Raw genomic sequence first — 14,546 nt, forward strand, 5'->3', positions numbered from 1 at the left:
CCCCGTTCGCGGCGCGCCGGAGGCGTGCCGCGAACGACAAACTAAGCCGGAGCAGCGCCCCTGGCGCTGCGATCGGCTTGAGCGACTGGTTCGCATTTTAGTCTGCTACCCATCGATACTCAAAATCACCTGTTTCTAAACCCAAAGCATCCTGGATGCGATTGTTAGCTTCCAATCCTAACTTTAGAACAGAATCCGCAGGCCACCGCCTAGTCCGTAATCGGAGTTCCATTGAACCACGAAAGATAATCGCTTGTGCACCAGGTAGGACACACCTGCGCTTCCTTCCCATTTATCATGGGTGTCGTATTGGGCTTCGCCCAACAGAGCGAGACGCGGCGTCAATTCTAAGGATTTTCCCAAGTTGAACCTCGCACCGCCGTCGGTATCAATCCACACCCTAGATTCCAAGTTGAGCGGCAGCAGATAGCGAAATCCAAACACACCTCGAGTATCGTCGAGATCATCCCCTTCACCCAATAGGTCAGCACCAGCGAGGATAGTGAAAAACCGGTTGATATAGCGATCGTAGGTGAAGATCCCTTCCCACTCGGTGTCGTCCACCTCCCGCCACCCCGCTTCCCACCCTGCGGTCAGGATGTTGCGAGTGTTAGAAAGCATCAGAAAGCCCTCAGTCATGTTACTGAGGGCATTAGCCTGGCCCCAATAATACCAGGAATCCTTGTAGAGGTTAGGCCGGACTGCCGCTAGTTGTGGGTCGAGCGTAAAGCCCTCATAGTTCACGACTCGGGCCATCCCGCTCTCCATGTGGTAGAGCAAGTGACAGTGGAAGAACCAATCGCCGGACTCGTTGGCGTCGAATTCGATGACGGTCGTTGACATGGGGGCGACGTTGACGGTGTGTTTGAGTGGGGCGTAGTCGCCCTGGCCGTTGATGACTCGGAAGAAGTGGCCGTGCAAATGCATCGGGTGGTGCATCATGGTGCGATTGATCATGATAAAGCGTGCGACCTCGCCCTCGCGGATGCGGATCGAATCGCTCTCTGAGAGAGGCTTATTGTTGAGGAACCAGACATAGCGTTGCATGTCTCCGTCAAGAGTGAGGCGGATTTCCCGGACGGGTTTGTCCTTGGAAAAAGCAGTAGGCCTGGTGGCCCGCAGTTTGGCGTAGGGTGGCCATGGGCGGCTCGGGTCCATGCCATCAACGGCGAGGTTTTTGGATGCAGACACATCAGCAGCGAGTAAGCGAAAATCGGTGCCATAGTGTTTGCCGATCCTTGAGGTCTGAGGAGATATCGGCATAGAATGGCCGCCGTGTTCCATACCTTGGGCGGGGGAGGTGTGGTGCTCCATCGGCATACTGGCATCGTGTGATGTACCCCCAGTGCCTGCACTCGATGTGTGATCCATACTGCCCATTTTCACTTTGGAAGGGTCTGCGCCATGGTCCATGCTTTCCATGCTGCTCATACTGCCCATATCCATCGAGCCCATGCCCATCATTCCGGGCTGATCGAATTTGCCGGCTTCAATCTCACGATCGGACATGCCCATGGTGCCAGCGGGGGTGAGGGAGAAGATCTGTTTCAGGCTGATATCACCCATGGTGTGATAGAGGTTTGGTCTAGGCACATCCTGGGCACGGTGGTGTTCGCCGGAACCTATCCAGGCCGACGCGTAGCCCGAGCCGTCGTGGGCAGTGGCTCGGAATTCGTAGGCCCCGGACGCGGGGACTCGGACGAGCACATCATAGGTTTCAGCGACGCCAATGAGAAAGCGATTTTCTTTGAGCGGTTCCACGTCAAGGCCGTCCGCAGCGACGATGGTCATCGGGCCACCGGCGAATTCAAGGTGGAAATAGGTGGTGGCAGAGCCGTCAATAATACGCAGCCGGATGATTTCATTTGGCTCCGCATGGAGGGTTGATTCAGGCTCGCCGTTGGCGAGGAAGCGGTCGTAGGCCACGTCAGCGATGTCCATGGCCGGCATGCGTTGGAGCTCTCGCTTGAAGTAGTCGCCGAGCATTCCGAGGCGGGCGGCACCGAGGATGCTCTGGGAACTGCCCTTTTCGAGGGCATACCATTCACTACCTCGCTTGAGTGTTCGAATCACTTCGTGCGGATCCTCGTCGGTCCAGTCGGAGAGCAAAACAACATAGTCACGGTCGGGCTTCGGGCTGTTCTGGCGCGGCTCTATGACGATGGCACCGTAAACCCCGCTTTGCTCCTGCAGGCTGGTGTGGGAGTGATACCAGTAGGTTCCGTTCTGGCGAATGGGAAATTCATAGGTAAAGGTTGTTCCGGGCCTGATCGGAGGATAGGTAACATACGGGACACCGTCCATATGGTTCGGGACGAGCAAACCGTGCCAATGGATGGAGGTTTCCACGCTCATCTTGTTGTGGACGTGGATTCGGGCGATGTCTCCCTCTTTGAAATGCAAGGTTGGACCCGGAATAGCACCGTTTATGGTCATACCATATACAGGCTTTCCGGTGATGTTGACCTCCTGCTGGACGATCGTGAGTTGGTATTCGACGCTTGATGCTTTGGCGGGTGTACAGGTGAAGAGGATAGCAAAAGTCAGACAAACAATTTTGATGTTTCTTACCAGCCACATCATGTCGAGCCCCTTTTTTGGCTAAGCCAGGATTGAAAGGACCTTTCAGGCTCGTCTCAATCCTTATCTGTTAGACATTCTTCTCTTTCTCTTGTGGGCCAATGCACAGATTCGTGCACCAGAAAGAACCATGAAGAGCGCACCCAGACCTAATGTAACCCTGAGGGCCCGCACGAGGTGTCCGCCGTGATGGTGAATGATCTGAAGTGCATTGTCAGTTGAGTTTGGCTCGCCAGTATCGTGGTTGGAATCTCTGACATCGTGTGCGGAAATTTCGGCGTCAACATAGTGTCCATGCCCTAGAAATTCATCGAACGCGATTATGGTTCCGGTGCCGATCTGGACGAGAAGAAAGATCGACAATATGACACCCACTGTGGCGTCAACTCTGCGAACAGGTAGTGTCAACCGTTTTGTGTAAATTCATAACCCCTCCAACCGCTTCCAAAGGGGCAGATTTTTAGCGACTTTTCCGAGAGGATTGGACCTCCAATGGAGCTCCATCTTCAATGCAATGAATGCAAGGTGTTCCTCTGGCTGCATGCCAAACCCTTGCAATCTCAACGACACACTTTCTGCGATCCACCCTGTAGACGATCGTACATGGCTTACGAATCACCTCACGGATAGCAGGATCATTGAGTTCGGGTACGATTCGCCCCGATTCTGGGAAATCGGCTAATCTCTCTACAGTATGGAAAATGCTCTTGACGAATCGTTCAGTTGCCGAAGCACTGTTCTCCGCTATAAAGGCCGCAATGTCCTTAAGATCAAATTTTGCCGTCGGAGACCAGATTAGCCTATAAGCGACTCGCTGAACTCCTCCTTGATCCGCTCGTGAGGAATACCCTTACCTTCATCGAGCTCACGAAGTGCTTTGCGCACACCAGCCACGAAATTTATCCTTTCCTGGATATCTTTCCACGTGGCCTCTTCCGGAAGTTCTTGAATAGTCCTTATGGCAAGTTCTTTTATACTCATTTTCAAACCTCATTTCTTTTTCTGTTATTGCAGCCACACACCTTCCCCGCTAACGCGGCGCTCACCTGCGGGGTGGACGGCAAGCCAGAGGCTTGACGGACACCACGTCAGGTGAAGCAGCCTGGTTCCGAGGCGCGCTTCGCGCGCCTCGGAACCAGGCTGCGAACGAAGTGAGCGCCGCGTTCCTCCGGACGCGCGAAGCGCGTCCGGAGGAACAAGTTATTAGCTAAACGGCTGCTTCTGGCTAATACACAATGAACGGGTATTAGCTATAAAAGCAAGAAACATGCCTGTCTGATATTATGTTTTTTCATCGGTGTATTTCATCTCACATTTCGCTTGTTGTACTGGCGAACTTTTTTGTTTTTCAAAAAACGGCTGAATATAAGAGTTAGTGAAAGCACAACAAAGAAAGAGCACGGCAATCGCGCCACGTCATCCCAAGCCGGGCTGGACAACGCTTTTTCTATTTGGCATGTTGGTGTCCCAAAAGACCGGGAGGGACATCATGCCAGACGTTGTCATGAAATCAGTGCACACCGAGGGAGTGGGTTTTGCGCCTATCCTTCGATGCTATTTCGACAAGTGTCGTATTCAACAGATCATAGACGACAATGTGCCTCTTGACCCCAGGCGGAAAGTCCTTAGCCATGGCGAGGCTTGTGTGGCCATGATCACGGGCATCCTCTTCCAAGTACTTCAACTCTACCGGCTTTGCCGTTTCGCCTTCGATACAACCGTGCTGAGCGTGATCTTGCCCCATATCGCTCCTCATGAATATTTCGATGACCGCTTAGCCGACACACTGGATGCCATTTATGATTATGGCATCGGCAATCTAGAAATGCCCATCACCAGAGAAATGATCGCTCAATTTGACATCGACAACCACGTCTGTCACAACGACCCGACATCAGCCTCGGTTTATGGGGAATACAACAATAAAACCTCTGAAGGCATCAAGATCACCTACGGGCACAGCAAAAAGCATCGCCAGGACTTGAAACAATTCGTTTGGTCTCTGTCTGTAAGTTCCGACTCCGCATTCCCACTATTTCAGCAGGCCTACAACGGCAATACGGCCGATGTGAATACGTACGTCGAACAATGGACCCGTTTGGTTGACCTGTTGGATCGGGAGGATTTTCTCTATGTCGCCGATTCAAAGCTCATCACCAAAGAGAACATGGCTCACATCCATGATCATGATGGATATTTCATCGCCCCGGCCCCCATGTATGAGTCCTACAAAAAAGCTTTTTTTGCCGCACTTGAGAACCACCATCAGGAACGGCTCATCCCTTACAAAGATCAGACAAACCGAGGGTTTGAAGCGCCCTTCTCGTTCTCCCATAACCAGAAAGAATATGAATTCCGCATGATCATCCTCTATGATCAAGGTTTGGCTTCCAGAAAACGAAATGCCCTTCACAACCGGGCCGAAAAGACCCGTCAAGCATTTGCGGAACTCACCCCCAGGTTAAATGCCTATCAGCTAAAAACCAGGGAGTCTATCGACAAAGCCTGCAATGACATTTTGCGCAAATATCAAAGCGCTGAGTTCTTCACCTATACTATCTCCAATGAGCCCGTCGTCACTTACAAAAACAAGAAAAAGGGCCGCCCTAAAAATGGGGAAGAGCCGGAGAAGGTCGAAGTCATTACCGATCATTTTAGCGTAGCGCTTCATTTTAATGAGACCGCCTTTGAAGAGGCCCTGTATCGGTGCGGCTATTACCCTCTGATCACCAACAAATCCCAAGAAGACCTGTCCATCGAAGAAGCGATGATGGCCCATAAACACCAATACAAACCCGAGCATATCAACCGCAGGGCCAAGAGCGGATTCAAGTTGGAACCTGTTTACATCCACACGCCCAAAAGGATCGAAGTCTATTTGTTCCTTTTCAAGATAGCCCTGCAGCTCGTTATCCTTATTGAAAGAACGGCTAGAAAAAACCTCCAGGCCCGGGATAAGGGACTGGATAACTTCATGCCCAATAGAAAGGATGTTCGCAATCCACGGGCCGAGAACATGCTCAAGGCCTTCGAATACGTGGTACGCGGGCACATGCAGCTTCCCGATGGTACGTCTTGCGGGTTTGTCTCGGAACTAACCCCTTTGCAAAGGGAAATCCTGAAAATCCTGGAAGTACCCGATCACTTTTTTTCCTACGATTATCTTTTCGATACAAGTTAACAAAGCCGAATCGATATCATCCAGGCAATAGTGCACCAGTAAAACCCTCAACCAAAATTATAAAAACACCCTTTTTCAAAGAGCGAAATGTGAGTAATAATTCCTCTGTTTTATCATTTGCCCTAACGTTACGGATCAGGCGCCGCTTTCAGCGGTCGCCTGCAACCGATGGTTGGCTTGTCATTTCTTTGCTCTTCTCTTCCCGAGGAAGCAATTTCTTTTTCCGCCTATCTTTGATGATCGTTTCGATTGACCTGACATTGTCCGGCTGTACCTTGCCGAATTGCTTGAAATATATTTCTTCAATAAACTCCGGGAGCGGAGCTTTCCACGGTTCTTGTCGATGATTTGCCAAACTCCCGAGTTTTTTCGGATTCAAGCCGAGTTCTCTTGCCATTTGGATTTGTGCGTCAGACATGTGATAGCGTTTGTGTGCATCGATCCAGATTGTCAAATCCTTTGCCATTTCCGATTTCTTTCGCAAGCCAACGCCGCAAATCACCGCTGGCAAAAAGCAGAGCCACTAAGGAGCGCCACTTTTTGTCGTCCGAGTGCATTTGCCTTGTTATGCGATCATTGCGTTGGTCATCTGTGCCAAGCCACCATTGATATGTCACCAGAGCAATCGAATCGCCAGGGCGATTGGTTAAAAACACGCAACCCAAAGAATAACAGGGCCGGAGGCGCCCCGAAACTTGAACCCCATGACCTCGAACTCGATGGGACCAGACTGAGACCTTAAGATGGTTATAACCTACAGCGCGAGGATACCTGCCATCGGAAGACCAATTACCGCCGCGAAATGATCCCGCATGACTCCTGCAGAGATAAGTCTTATATCGCCGATTGAAATCCAGCGGTGCGCGCCACTCGGATTGACAGCCCACTGCCCAAGGGCGGCGACAAGAAGCACGGCTGGACCAAGATAAAGTGCACAGAACGTGATAAACCGTGCAGCCCGACCTTCACTTTGTTGATTTCTTTGTTCTTCTTGGTCTTGTTCTTCTGGCGTTGTCATAATCGTTTGTCCGCATAACGCCGCTTTTCAGCAGAGGGGGCTTTTTGCGCTCGGCTGCAAAAGCCTTTTTGGACACTATTAAGTGTCGAGCATGTCCCATTCCTCGCCGAGAACCCAGCGAACCGCAGAAAGCTTGCCATTGATCATTCCCCACTCAAATTCGTCCCATGGGCCAAGGTTCTTTTTGCCATAAGAACGTTCTACGTTTCTCGCGGATTTCAAAGCTCCTTTCCAGATATCCCGCTGAACGGTTTCTCGCGCACCGGCTCGATGGGGATACGTCTCTTTATCTACCACTTTGACCCTGCCTTCCTCAACGGCAATTCGGAGATTCCAGTGATGGTTGTACCAAACCTGATGAGACAACAGCAATTTCCGGAGCCCCTGTAAAGCCTTGAAAACCGGGCCTTGAAGGATTTGGTTTTCGCCAACCCAGGGGGTGATTTCGGTCTCCAAAGGGGGTTTCGGAGGTGAATTTTTTCGACTATTTTGCTGTTTCATGCTGGACAGCCGCCCGCGTCTCTGGTAGGCTATTTTGCCATGAAGCCCAGCAAAGACGCTCCTTCATCCAAGATCCGACTTCGCAAGCATCTGAATGCAGATGCCCTGGTGAGAGCGGTGCGCCGTGAGTTCGAAAAGATCCCCGATCCCCGCAAAGGCAGGCCGCAGATCTCCTTTGCGGATGCGGGCATGAGCGCCTTCGCCATGTTTTCTTTGAAGGATCCCTCTCTTCTGGCCTTTGAAAAACGCTGGTTGGCTCGGGATCACAACCTGCACGCGCTCTACCACATCGAGAAGATCCCTGCCGACAGCACCATGCGGGAGATTCTCGATGAGGTTTCGCCCTATGTGTTCCGACCCGCCTTCCGCGAGACCTTCTCACGGCTTCAGCGCGGCAAGGCGCTGGCTCAGATGACCGTGCTGGACAGCCGCTACATCCTGGCCCTGGACGGCACGGGCTATTTTTCGATCAAAACCCTCAAGCCCTTCGACTGCCGCTTCGTCCTTACGGTTAAACCCGGCGATCACGCCTTCCTCTTCGAAAAGGCCGACGAGGCCATCGCCGAGGGCCGGGCTGTGGAGTTCTGGCACGCAGCGGAAGACAACCCCGAAACCCTCCATTACTTCCGCTTCGTGAACGACCTTCCCCTCAACAAGTCCCATCCCGACCTTCGAGTGAACCTCCTCGAATACCGGCAGGTGACCCCCAAGGGGCTTCTGCGGTTTTCCTGGGTCACCGATATTCTCATCCGCCGGGAAAACACCGTCACCTTGATGCGGATCGGCCGGGCGCGCCGGCGCATCGAAAACGAAACCTTCAACACCTTGAAAAACCAGGGCTACCACCTCGAACACAACTACGGCCTGGGCCGAAAACACCTTAGCGCCGTCTTCGTCACCCTCCGCTCCGGGAATTGCTGACTTCCGCGCACTCAACCTCTGGATGCAACTCAAAAACGAGGAATGTCCGCACGCTTCTCGCACCGGATGGCCGATTTGCTCGCCGGATCGTTGGGGATCCGCCCGAAAAGGTTCATCTTCGCCTCGTCGACCCTCCCCTGCATTTCCAGCTCGATGAACTCCATCCGTCCGTACACGGATTCCGGTTCGCCGCTGAAATGCGTGATTTCCATCTTCACCGACAAGGTCTCCCCTTCGACCCGGTACTCCCCCAAGTAATAGTATCGGGCGTCTCCCCCATAAATGCGATTGTTCCAGAACACCAGGACCCCAGCTCCCGTTGCTCCACTGCTGGAAACGAACTTGATGGTCCAGAGGCCGTCTACCATCGGAGATTCCTCCTTACTCGGGCTCGTGAATCCGTTCCAGTGGCCTCAGCCCTCTAAAAAGGCCCAGGCCGGCCGCTCACGAAGCGCTCAGCGGATTTAAGGCGGTATCTTGGGAAGCTTGATCCGCACCTGATTCCCCTTGCCTTCTTCCACGCACATGAAAAGACCACCACCATGTCCGGTGACGATCCTTTCCAAGGCTTCCAGGGTGAAGGCTTCCGCCCGCGTTGTCGGCCGGTCTTTGCGGTATTCCGTTCCTTCTTCGCTCAGATCGAAAAGCTTCAAGTCCTCGGGATACACTCCTCGGCCTTCAGCGACGAAAATCACCGTAAGGTCCGTTTCCGAGTCTTCCACACTCACGCGGACGGCATCCCCCTTGTCCGAATTTTTGACGGCCTTTTCGAGGAAATACGCAAAGACCCGTCCCAGCCGCACCGGATCCGCCTCGATCTCCTGGAACGCTTCGGGGACCTGCAAAGACAGATGCACCCCGCGCCGGTCCGCCCTTTCGCGATACGCCTCCAGCAGGCGTGTCAATTCCTCTCCGACGCGGAACGCCTTGAAATTCAGCCTGATTTTCCCTTCCTGCAGGTTCGCGTAGTCCAGCAACTCATCGATCATGGACTGCAACTTTTCAGATTCCTCGGAGATCACGTCCAGGTAGTTCATGACCTTCATGTCCTGGAATTTCTGGAGCTTGTTGCGCAGCCGCACCGCAAACCCCTGGATGCACACCAGCGGATATTTCATGTCGTAGGCGAACATGGAAAGCACATAACTCTGAAAGCGCTCCATGCTCTTGAAGCGCGTGATGTCCCGAAAACACTCCAGTCCGCCTACGACGTTCCCGTCCTTGTCGAAAAGCGCGGCAGCGCCCAATGCAACCGGCACTGGGTTGCCGGACTTGTCGAGAAGGAACGTCTCGGTTTGCACCTTGGGGTTCCGGCGGTTGATGACCGTTTCGAGAGGGCATTCCTTCTCGCAGAGGGCGGATCTCAGGATCTTTGAGCACGGCTCTCCGATGGCTTCCTGGGCCGAATAGCCGGTGATTCTTTCGGCCCTCGGGTTGAACTCCGTGATCCGGAGTTCCGGGTCGACGGTCACCACCGCGATGGGGAGGCTTTCTACCACGAACCGGTAGAATTCCGCGCTTTCGTGGATCCGCGATGCCTCGAACTCAGGGTTTCCCTTCCCAGTCATGGGACTCTCCTTTCACCAGGCATCCAAAAAAAACCGCGCTCGGACCGAAACATGAGCGAACAGCGGTCTACACTTGATTATGAAGCCCGGGAACCGGAAAGACAATCGAGCGAGCGGAATTTTCGGGCACGCTTTCGCATGGTACCGTGCGGCACCTAGTCGCCGAGGATCCAGGAGAGAAAAAAAGCCGGGCGGTTTCCGCCCGGCTTTTCCGTATGCGCTGGTGGGCGGGGGGGGATTCGAACCCTCGACTTCCACCGTGTGAGGATGGCACTCTCACCGCTGAGTTACCCGCCCTGGGTTCGGAGTGCTTATAGAACAACCCCGCTCGATTTGCAAGCATAAAGGACGGTCTTCCCGCCAAGGTCGGTCCTCCCGCCGCCGAGCAGTAACATGCGCAGGCGGAGGTAATCGTCTTTGGCCTGGCGGTCTCCCGGGTCCAGCTTGAGAATGGCTTCGGTCTTTTTCAGGGCCTCGTCATACTGCTTCAGGCTCTCGTGGAGCTGGGCCGCCTGGCGGAGGTATTTTTTCTCTTTGGGTTTGAGTCGAACCAGATTTTCCAGGGCAACCAGGGCTTTCCGCTTGTCGCCCAACTTGAGTGAACCCAGGAGCACGTACTGGTGGAAGGCCGCCACGTTCGGCCGCTCTTTGGCCGCCTTTTCGAAAAAAGCGACCATCTTTTTATAATCTCCGGAATTGTTGAGAACGGCGAAATAGGTATCGTAATAGCCCAGGTTGTCGGGTTCCAGGCCGACCAGTTCCTCGAGCACCCGTGTTTCGGCCTTGCGGTTTCCCGCCTTCTGATAGAGATCCAGCAGGTATTTGCGGGAAGGAACGTCCCGGGGATCCATTCCGGCGACCTTTTCGAACGCTTTCGCCGCCTCCTTCCACTTTTCCTGTTCGTAATAGAGCAGCGCCAGGTTGTGCCAGGCCACCTTGTCTTCAGGCCTGAGCGCAACGAGGCTCTCGTAAGCGGAAGCCAGGGCGGTCTTGTCCTTTTCCTTTTCGAGCAGGGCGATCAATCGGAGCAGGGCCTGCTCGTTTCCTGGGTTGCTCTTGAGAAGCTCCTGGTAGACCCGCCGGGCTCCTTGCACATCCTTCTTTTCCTCCAGAAGCGCTCCCAACCTCAACCGGTTGTTCACGTCCTTGGGGTTGGCTTGCAGATACCGTTCAAGCGCCTGAACCGCATGGTCGAGATTCCCCGCCATCTTGTGGGCCACGGAAAGATTGTAATGGACGTTCGGGTCCTTCACGCCCGCTTTCAGGGCCTTGCCATACGTCTTCGCCACATCGGCCCACAGCCCCGCTTCCGTTTGGAAGTCAGCCAGCGCCAGATAGTAGGCACCGAGGAAGGCCCGGGGGATCGCTTCCTCCTGCCGAACCAGGAAAGCCGCCGCCTCTGGAGCCTTCTTGTGGCGTCGCAGGAAGCCCAAGAGTGACTCGAACACCTTGGGATCCTGGGTGAGTTGAAGCAGTTCCATGTGCACGCCCAGGGCCGCGTCCACCTTTCCCTGCCGCGTATGGATCTCCAGCAGCTTTTCGAGCATGGGCCTCGACCGGCCCGTTTCGAGGATCTCCCGATAGATCTTTTCCGCCTCGGTCAGCCGGCCTTCTTCAGCATAGAGGCCCGCGAGGTGGGTCCTTGCCAGCACGTTTTTCGGATCCGCCTCCACGACGCGTTCGAGAAGCGCGATCTTGGCCCGGGGGTCCTCCGTCTCGGCCGCCTTCTCCAGCCAATCCCGGGCGTCCCATTCGACGACCACCGTAAACGAGCCCAACGGATGACCCCGCCAGAAGACCTCTACGGGGACCCGCCGGGGTTCCTCGAAAGCTTCTCCCGGCCACAGATCCTGGACGGCAACCGGAGCCTCGCGGGCCCGTTCGAAATCGACGCCAACGCTCACGATCTCCAGGCCCCATGGGATCCAGCCGTCGGTCTTGACGGTCTCTATGTGGAAGGTGTCTTTGGGGTTCAGTTTGAGGGTGCCGCCCGGAGGCACGGAAACCGCCCGTCCGTTTTGGACCACCTCCACCCCCTGGAGCTCCTTGGGAACCGGAAGGTAAGGCAGCAGCCGGTCTTCCACGCCCTTGGGGCCGACCAGTACAAAAACGCCTGCGGCCACCACCGCCAAGACGAGCAGCCATTTGGCCGCGCGCACCCCGGCCTTGGGCCGCTCCCTTCGCGGCCTGAACAGCGTAGCGTCGTAGCGACGCCCGTAGTCTCGCTTCCTGCCGCTCAACATGGGGAAATCCCCCGCTGCGTCTCCTCTTCACCGAAGGCCGCCCGGCGAAGGCCGCGGACCTCTTCCCGGCTCAGATGCCGCCATTTCCCGGCCGCCAGCCCTTCAAGCGATAGGGGACCGTAGCCGCTGCGGTGGATCTTGACTACGGGATGGCCCACGGCTTCGCCCATGCGTTTGATCTGCCGGTACCATCCCTGGTGGATCACTATTTCGAGCCACGTGGCCTTGGGAAGCTCCTTCAGGCGCCTCACCCGGGCCGGAGCCGTCCTTCCTTCCGGGAGCATCACTCCGCGCCGGAGCAGCTCGAGCGTTTCGTCGGAGGGACGCCCCTGGACCTTGACTTCGTATTTCTTCGGAATCCCATGCCGAGGGTGCATCAGCCGGTGAGCCAGAGGGCCGTCGTTGGTGAGCAGCAGCAGTCCCGAGGCGTCCCAGTCCAGACGGCCCACGGGAAAAAGTCGAACTTCGAAATCCGGCAGGTGATCGAAAACCGTGGGCCGCCCGCGCGGATCCCTGGCCGTCGTCAGGCAGGATCTCGGTTTATTCAATAGGACATACAACCGGGTCGCCGCCGGCGAGACGGGGTGCCCGTCCACCCTCACCTCGTCGCAGTCCGGGTTCACCCGGACACCCATTTCGGTAACCCGCTTTCCATTCACGGTCACCCGCCCCTGGCGGATCCAGTCTTCCGCAGCCCGCCGGGACGTCAGACCCGCATCGGCGAGGAACTTCTGCAGCCGCACGGTTTTCATGCCATTCCATCAGACAAACGATCCCGAAAGCCCTACTGCTTCCAATACCCGTTCCATGGTGGCCGAAGATTCCTTTCGGGCTCTTTCTATCCCGTCCTTCAGCCCCGCACGCACCTCTTCCACGTTCCGTTCCAGTTGCAGGCGTCTTTCACGGATGGGGCCGAGCCGTTTCAGAAGATTCCGGATCAAAATCCCTTTGCAGTCAACGCATCCGATCCCCGCCGTACGGCATCCATGCGCCGCTTCGGCGACTTCTTCCTGGCTGGAATACAGCTTGTGATAGGCGAAGACCGGGCAGACTTCCGGGTCCCCGGGGTCGGTCCGCCGTTTCCGCGCGGGGTCCGTCATCATCTGCAGCACCTTTCGGCGGATGTCTTCTTCCGGTTCGGTAATAAAGATGCAATTCCCGTAACTCTTGCTCATCTTCCTCCCGTCGGTTCCCGGAAGCACCGGCACCTCGGTCAGCAACGCATCCGGCACGGGAAAGACCTCGCACTCGTACAGGTGGTTGAAACGGCGGGCGATCTCCCGAGTCAACTCGATGTGCGGCAGCTGGTCCTTGCCCACGGGAACGCCGTTCGCCCGGTAGATGATGATGTCCGCCGCCTGGAGTACCGGGTAGCCCAAAAAGCCGTAGGTGGAAAGATCCTTGGCCTGCAGCTGCAGCTGCTGCTCCTTGTAGGTCGGGTTCCGCTCCAGCCAGGCAAGCGGCGTGATCATCCCGAGAAGCAGGTACAGCTCCGCGTGCTGCTTCAGTTCCGACTGCACGAAAAGCGTGGACTGCTTGGGATCCAAACCGGCCGCCAACCAATCGAGAACCATCTCCCAGCTGTTGCGCCGGATATCGCCCGGCGCGGCGTAGTCGGAGGTGAAGGCATGCCAGTCGGCGACGAAAAAGAAGCAATCGTATTGACTCTGGAGGCTGATCCAGTTTTCAAGAGCGCCATGAAGATTTCCGAGGTGGAGCCGCCCCGTCGGGCGCATTCCACTGAGAATCCGCTTCTGCTGGTTCATGCGAAACAACTCCTCTGCTTTCCAGCCGTCACGTTGAGCCCAAGGTCCTCATCGCCCCAAAAGCACCCGCAGAAAAAGGCTGAGTACCGGGTCCAGCAGGTTGCCCCACATGCCCGTGGCGATGAGCAGCAAGATGATGATCATGCCGTAGCGCTCGAGGGCCGCCACCCGGTAGGCCCAGTTCCGGGGAAGCAGCCCCGTCAGGATCCGCCCACCGTCCAGCGGAGGAACGGGAAAAAGATTGATCACCATGAGCACGACATTGAACACCACGGAAAAACGGGCCATCAGGAAAACCGGTTCGGCGATGCTGACCAGTAGGCCCGAATGGTGAATCCAATCCGTGGCGTAAAGCAGCACCACCGCCCGGTAGGCCAGCGCGCTCAGGCAGGCCAGCATGAGGTTGGTGAGGGGCCCCGAGACGGCGACCCACGCCATGCTGCGCCGGCCGCCACGCAGGTTGGCGAAGTTTACCGGCACAGGCTTGGCCCAACCGAAAAGGAAGGGGGCGTTCATCAACATGAGCGCGACAGGCAGAATCACCGTACCCACCGGGTCGATGTGCACTAGTGGGTTAAAGGTGATGCGGCCCATGAGCCGGGCCGTGGGATCGCCGAGCTTTTCCGCGACCCAGCCGTGAGCCACTTCGTGGGCCATGACCGCGAGCAGAAGCGGGAGGGCAAAGATGCTGATACTGCGAAGAAATTCAGAAATACTTGCTGTCATGACTTTCCTGGCCGGAAGTCCATTGCCGGCGGGCGTCCCCCG

General features: G+C 55.8%; 13 protein-coding genes, 1 tRNA gene and 1 pseudogene. 2 read left to right on the forward strand and 13 right to left on the reverse strand.

The features are described from left to right. Nucleotides 1–183 precede the first annotated feature (183 nt). The 3 genes and pseudogenes from FDQ92_RS01320 to FDQ92_RS01330 all read right to left on the reverse strand — a co-directional run bounded on the left by FDQ92_RS01320 (nt 184) and on the right by FDQ92_RS01330 (nt 3,561). The gene (locus tag FDQ92_RS01320) at nt 184–2,583 is read right to left on the reverse strand and encodes a multicopper oxidase domain-containing protein (protein ID WP_137422928.1); all 2,400 of its coding nucleotides are present in this window, start codon (nt 2,581–2,583) and stop codon (nt 184–186) included. A gap of 589 nt (nt 2,584–3,172) precedes the next feature. Next, nucleotides 3,173–3,376 (reverse strand): annotated as a pseudogene (locus tag FDQ92_RS16375) (type II toxin-antitoxin system RelE/ParE family toxin); the annotation flags it as partial. Beyond that, nucleotides 3,376–3,561 carry a hypothetical protein gene (locus FDQ92_RS01330; protein ID WP_137422929.1) on the reverse strand — a complete coding sequence of 62 codons (186 nt, stop codon included), beginning with the start codon at nt 3,559–3,561 and terminating at the stop codon, nt 3,376–3,378. The pseudogene FDQ92_RS16375 and the gene FDQ92_RS01330, both read right to left, overlap by 1 nt. Before the next feature lie 508 nt (nt 3,562–4,069). Here FDQ92_RS01330 and FDQ92_RS01335 point away from each other — a divergent pair. Next, nucleotides 4,070–5,761, forward strand: a complete 1,692-nt coding sequence (locus FDQ92_RS01335; RefSeq protein ID WP_170180127.1) for an IS1634 family transposase — start codon at nt 4,070–4,072, stop codon at nt 5,759–5,761. A 148-nt stretch (nt 5,762–5,909) separates the two neighbouring features. On the opposite strand, the gene FDQ92_RS01340 is transcribed toward FDQ92_RS01335, so the two are convergent. From FDQ92_RS01340 to FDQ92_RS01350, 3 genes are all read right to left on the reverse strand, one after another. Continuing rightward, a complete protein-coding gene (locus tag FDQ92_RS01340) occupies nt 5,910–6,227 on the reverse strand; it encodes a hypothetical protein (RefSeq protein WP_137422931.1) in 318 nt (105 codons plus the stop codon). A gap of 288 nt (nt 6,228–6,515) precedes the next feature. Continuing rightward, nucleotides 6,516–6,779, reverse strand: a complete 264-nt coding sequence (locus FDQ92_RS01345) for a hypothetical protein (protein ID WP_137422932.1) — start codon at nt 6,777–6,779, stop codon at nt 6,516–6,518. A gap of 78 nt (nt 6,780–6,857) precedes the next feature. Then, nucleotides 6,858–7,280: a hypothetical protein gene (locus FDQ92_RS01350; protein WP_211341322.1), complete on the reverse strand. Its 423-nt coding sequence runs from the start codon at nt 7,278–7,280 to the stop codon at nt 6,858–6,860. A gap of 39 nt (nt 7,281–7,319) precedes the next feature. On the opposite strand from FDQ92_RS01350, the gene FDQ92_RS15350 reads away from it, so the two are divergent. Next, the gene (locus FDQ92_RS15350; RefSeq protein WP_211341323.1) at nt 7,320–8,201 is read left to right on the forward strand and encodes a hypothetical protein; all 882 of its coding nucleotides are present in this window, start codon (nt 7,320–7,322) and stop codon (nt 8,199–8,201) included. Nucleotides 8,202–8,230: 29 nt separating this feature from the next. On the opposite strand, the gene FDQ92_RS01360 is transcribed toward FDQ92_RS15350, so the two are convergent. The 7 genes from FDQ92_RS01360 to FDQ92_RS01390 form a co-directional block, all read right to left on the reverse strand. Further along, complete coding sequence (locus FDQ92_RS01360; RefSeq protein WP_137422933.1) at nt 8,231–8,569, reverse strand: GrlR family regulatory protein; 339 nt, start codon at nt 8,567–8,569, stop codon at nt 8,231–8,233. A 96-nt stretch (nt 8,570–8,665) separates the two neighbouring features. Then, complete coding sequence (locus tag FDQ92_RS01365) at nt 8,666–9,769, reverse strand: PAS domain S-box protein (protein ID WP_137422934.1); 1,104 nt, start codon at nt 9,767–9,769, stop codon at nt 8,666–8,668. Nucleotides 9,770–9,990: 221 nt separating this feature from the next. Then, nucleotides 9,991–10,066: transfer RNA gene (locus tag FDQ92_RS01370), tRNA-Val, on the reverse strand. Nucleotides 10,067–10,080: 14 nt separating this feature from the next. After that, nucleotides 10,081–12,012 carry a tetratricopeptide repeat protein gene (locus tag FDQ92_RS01375; RefSeq protein WP_137422935.1) on the reverse strand — a complete coding sequence of 644 codons (1,932 nt, stop codon included), beginning with the start codon at nt 12,010–12,012 and terminating at the stop codon, nt 10,081–10,083. Then, nucleotides 12,006–12,764 carry a pseudouridine synthase gene (locus tag FDQ92_RS01380; RefSeq protein WP_137422936.1) on the reverse strand — a complete coding sequence of 253 codons (759 nt, stop codon included), beginning with the start codon at nt 12,762–12,764 and terminating at the stop codon, nt 12,006–12,008. Before FDQ92_RS01380 ends, FDQ92_RS01375 begins: the two co-directional genes overlap by 7 nt. Before the next feature lie 9 nt (nt 12,765–12,773). Beyond that, a complete protein-coding gene (gene trpS, locus FDQ92_RS01385) occupies nt 12,774–13,778 on the reverse strand; it encodes a tryptophan--tRNA ligase (protein ID WP_137422937.1) in 1,005 nt (334 codons plus the stop codon). A 48-nt stretch (nt 13,779–13,826) separates the two neighbouring features. Further along, nucleotides 13,827–14,504, reverse strand: a complete 678-nt coding sequence (locus tag FDQ92_RS01390; RefSeq protein ID WP_137422938.1) for a site-2 protease family protein — start codon at nt 14,502–14,504, stop codon at nt 13,827–13,829. Between the last annotated feature and the right edge of the window lie 42 nt (nt 14,505–14,546).

Source organism: Desulfoglaeba alkanexedens ALDC, from assembly GCF_005377625.1.
In the GTDB taxonomy this organism is placed as follows: Bacteria; Desulfobacterota; Syntrophobacteria; order Syntrophobacterales; family DSM-9756; genus Desulfoglaeba; species Desulfoglaeba alkanexedens.

Excerpts from the sequence above, each read along its gene's own strand:
- FDQ92_RS01390 (WP_137422938.1), bottom strand. The coding sequence starts at position 14,504 with ATGACAGCAAGTATTTCTGAATTTCTTCGCAGTATCAGCATCTTTGCC.
- FDQ92_RS01380 (WP_137422936.1), bottom strand. The coding sequence starts at position 12,764 with ATGAAAACCGTGCGGCTGCAGAAGTTCCTCGCCGATGCGGGTCTGACG.
- FDQ92_RS15350 (WP_211341323.1), top strand. The coding sequence starts at position 7,320 with ATGAAGCCCAGCAAAGACGCTCCTTCATCCAAGATCCGACTTCGCAAG.
- FDQ92_RS01330 (WP_137422929.1), bottom strand. The coding sequence starts at position 3,561 with ATGAGTATAAAAGAACTTGCCATAAGGACTATTCAAGAACTTCCGGAA.
- FDQ92_RS01360 (WP_137422933.1), bottom strand. The coding sequence starts at position 8,569 with ATGGTAGACGGCCTCTGGACCATCAAGTTCGTTTCCAGCAGTGGAGCA.
- FDQ92_RS01340 (WP_137422931.1), bottom strand. The coding sequence starts at position 6,227 with ATGGCAAAGGATTTGACAATCTGGATCGATGCACACAAACGCTATCAC.
- FDQ92_RS01375 (WP_137422935.1), bottom strand. The coding sequence starts at position 12,012 with ATGTTGAGCGGCAGGAAGCGAGACTACGGGCGTCGCTACGACGCTACG.
- FDQ92_RS01345 (WP_137422932.1), bottom strand. The coding sequence starts at position 6,779 with ATGACAACGCCAGAAGAACAAGACCAAGAAGAACAAAGAAATCAACAA.
- trpS (WP_137422937.1), bottom strand. The coding sequence starts at position 13,778 with ATGAACCAGCAGAAGCGGATTCTCAGTGGAATGCGCCCGACGGGGCGG.
- FDQ92_RS01365 (WP_137422934.1), bottom strand. The coding sequence starts at position 9,769 with ATGACTGGGAAGGGAAACCCTGAGTTCGAGGCATCGCGGATCCACGAA.
- FDQ92_RS01350 (WP_211341322.1), bottom strand. The coding sequence starts at position 7,280 with ATGAAACAGCAAAATAGTCGAAAAAATTCACCTCCGAAACCCCCTTTG.
- FDQ92_RS01335 (WP_170180127.1), top strand. The coding sequence starts at position 4,070 with ATGCCAGACGTTGTCATGAAATCAGTGCACACCGAGGGAGTGGGTTTT.
- FDQ92_RS01320 (WP_137422928.1), bottom strand. The coding sequence starts at position 2,583 with ATGATGTGGCTGGTAAGAAACATCAAAATTGTTTGTCTGACTTTTGCT.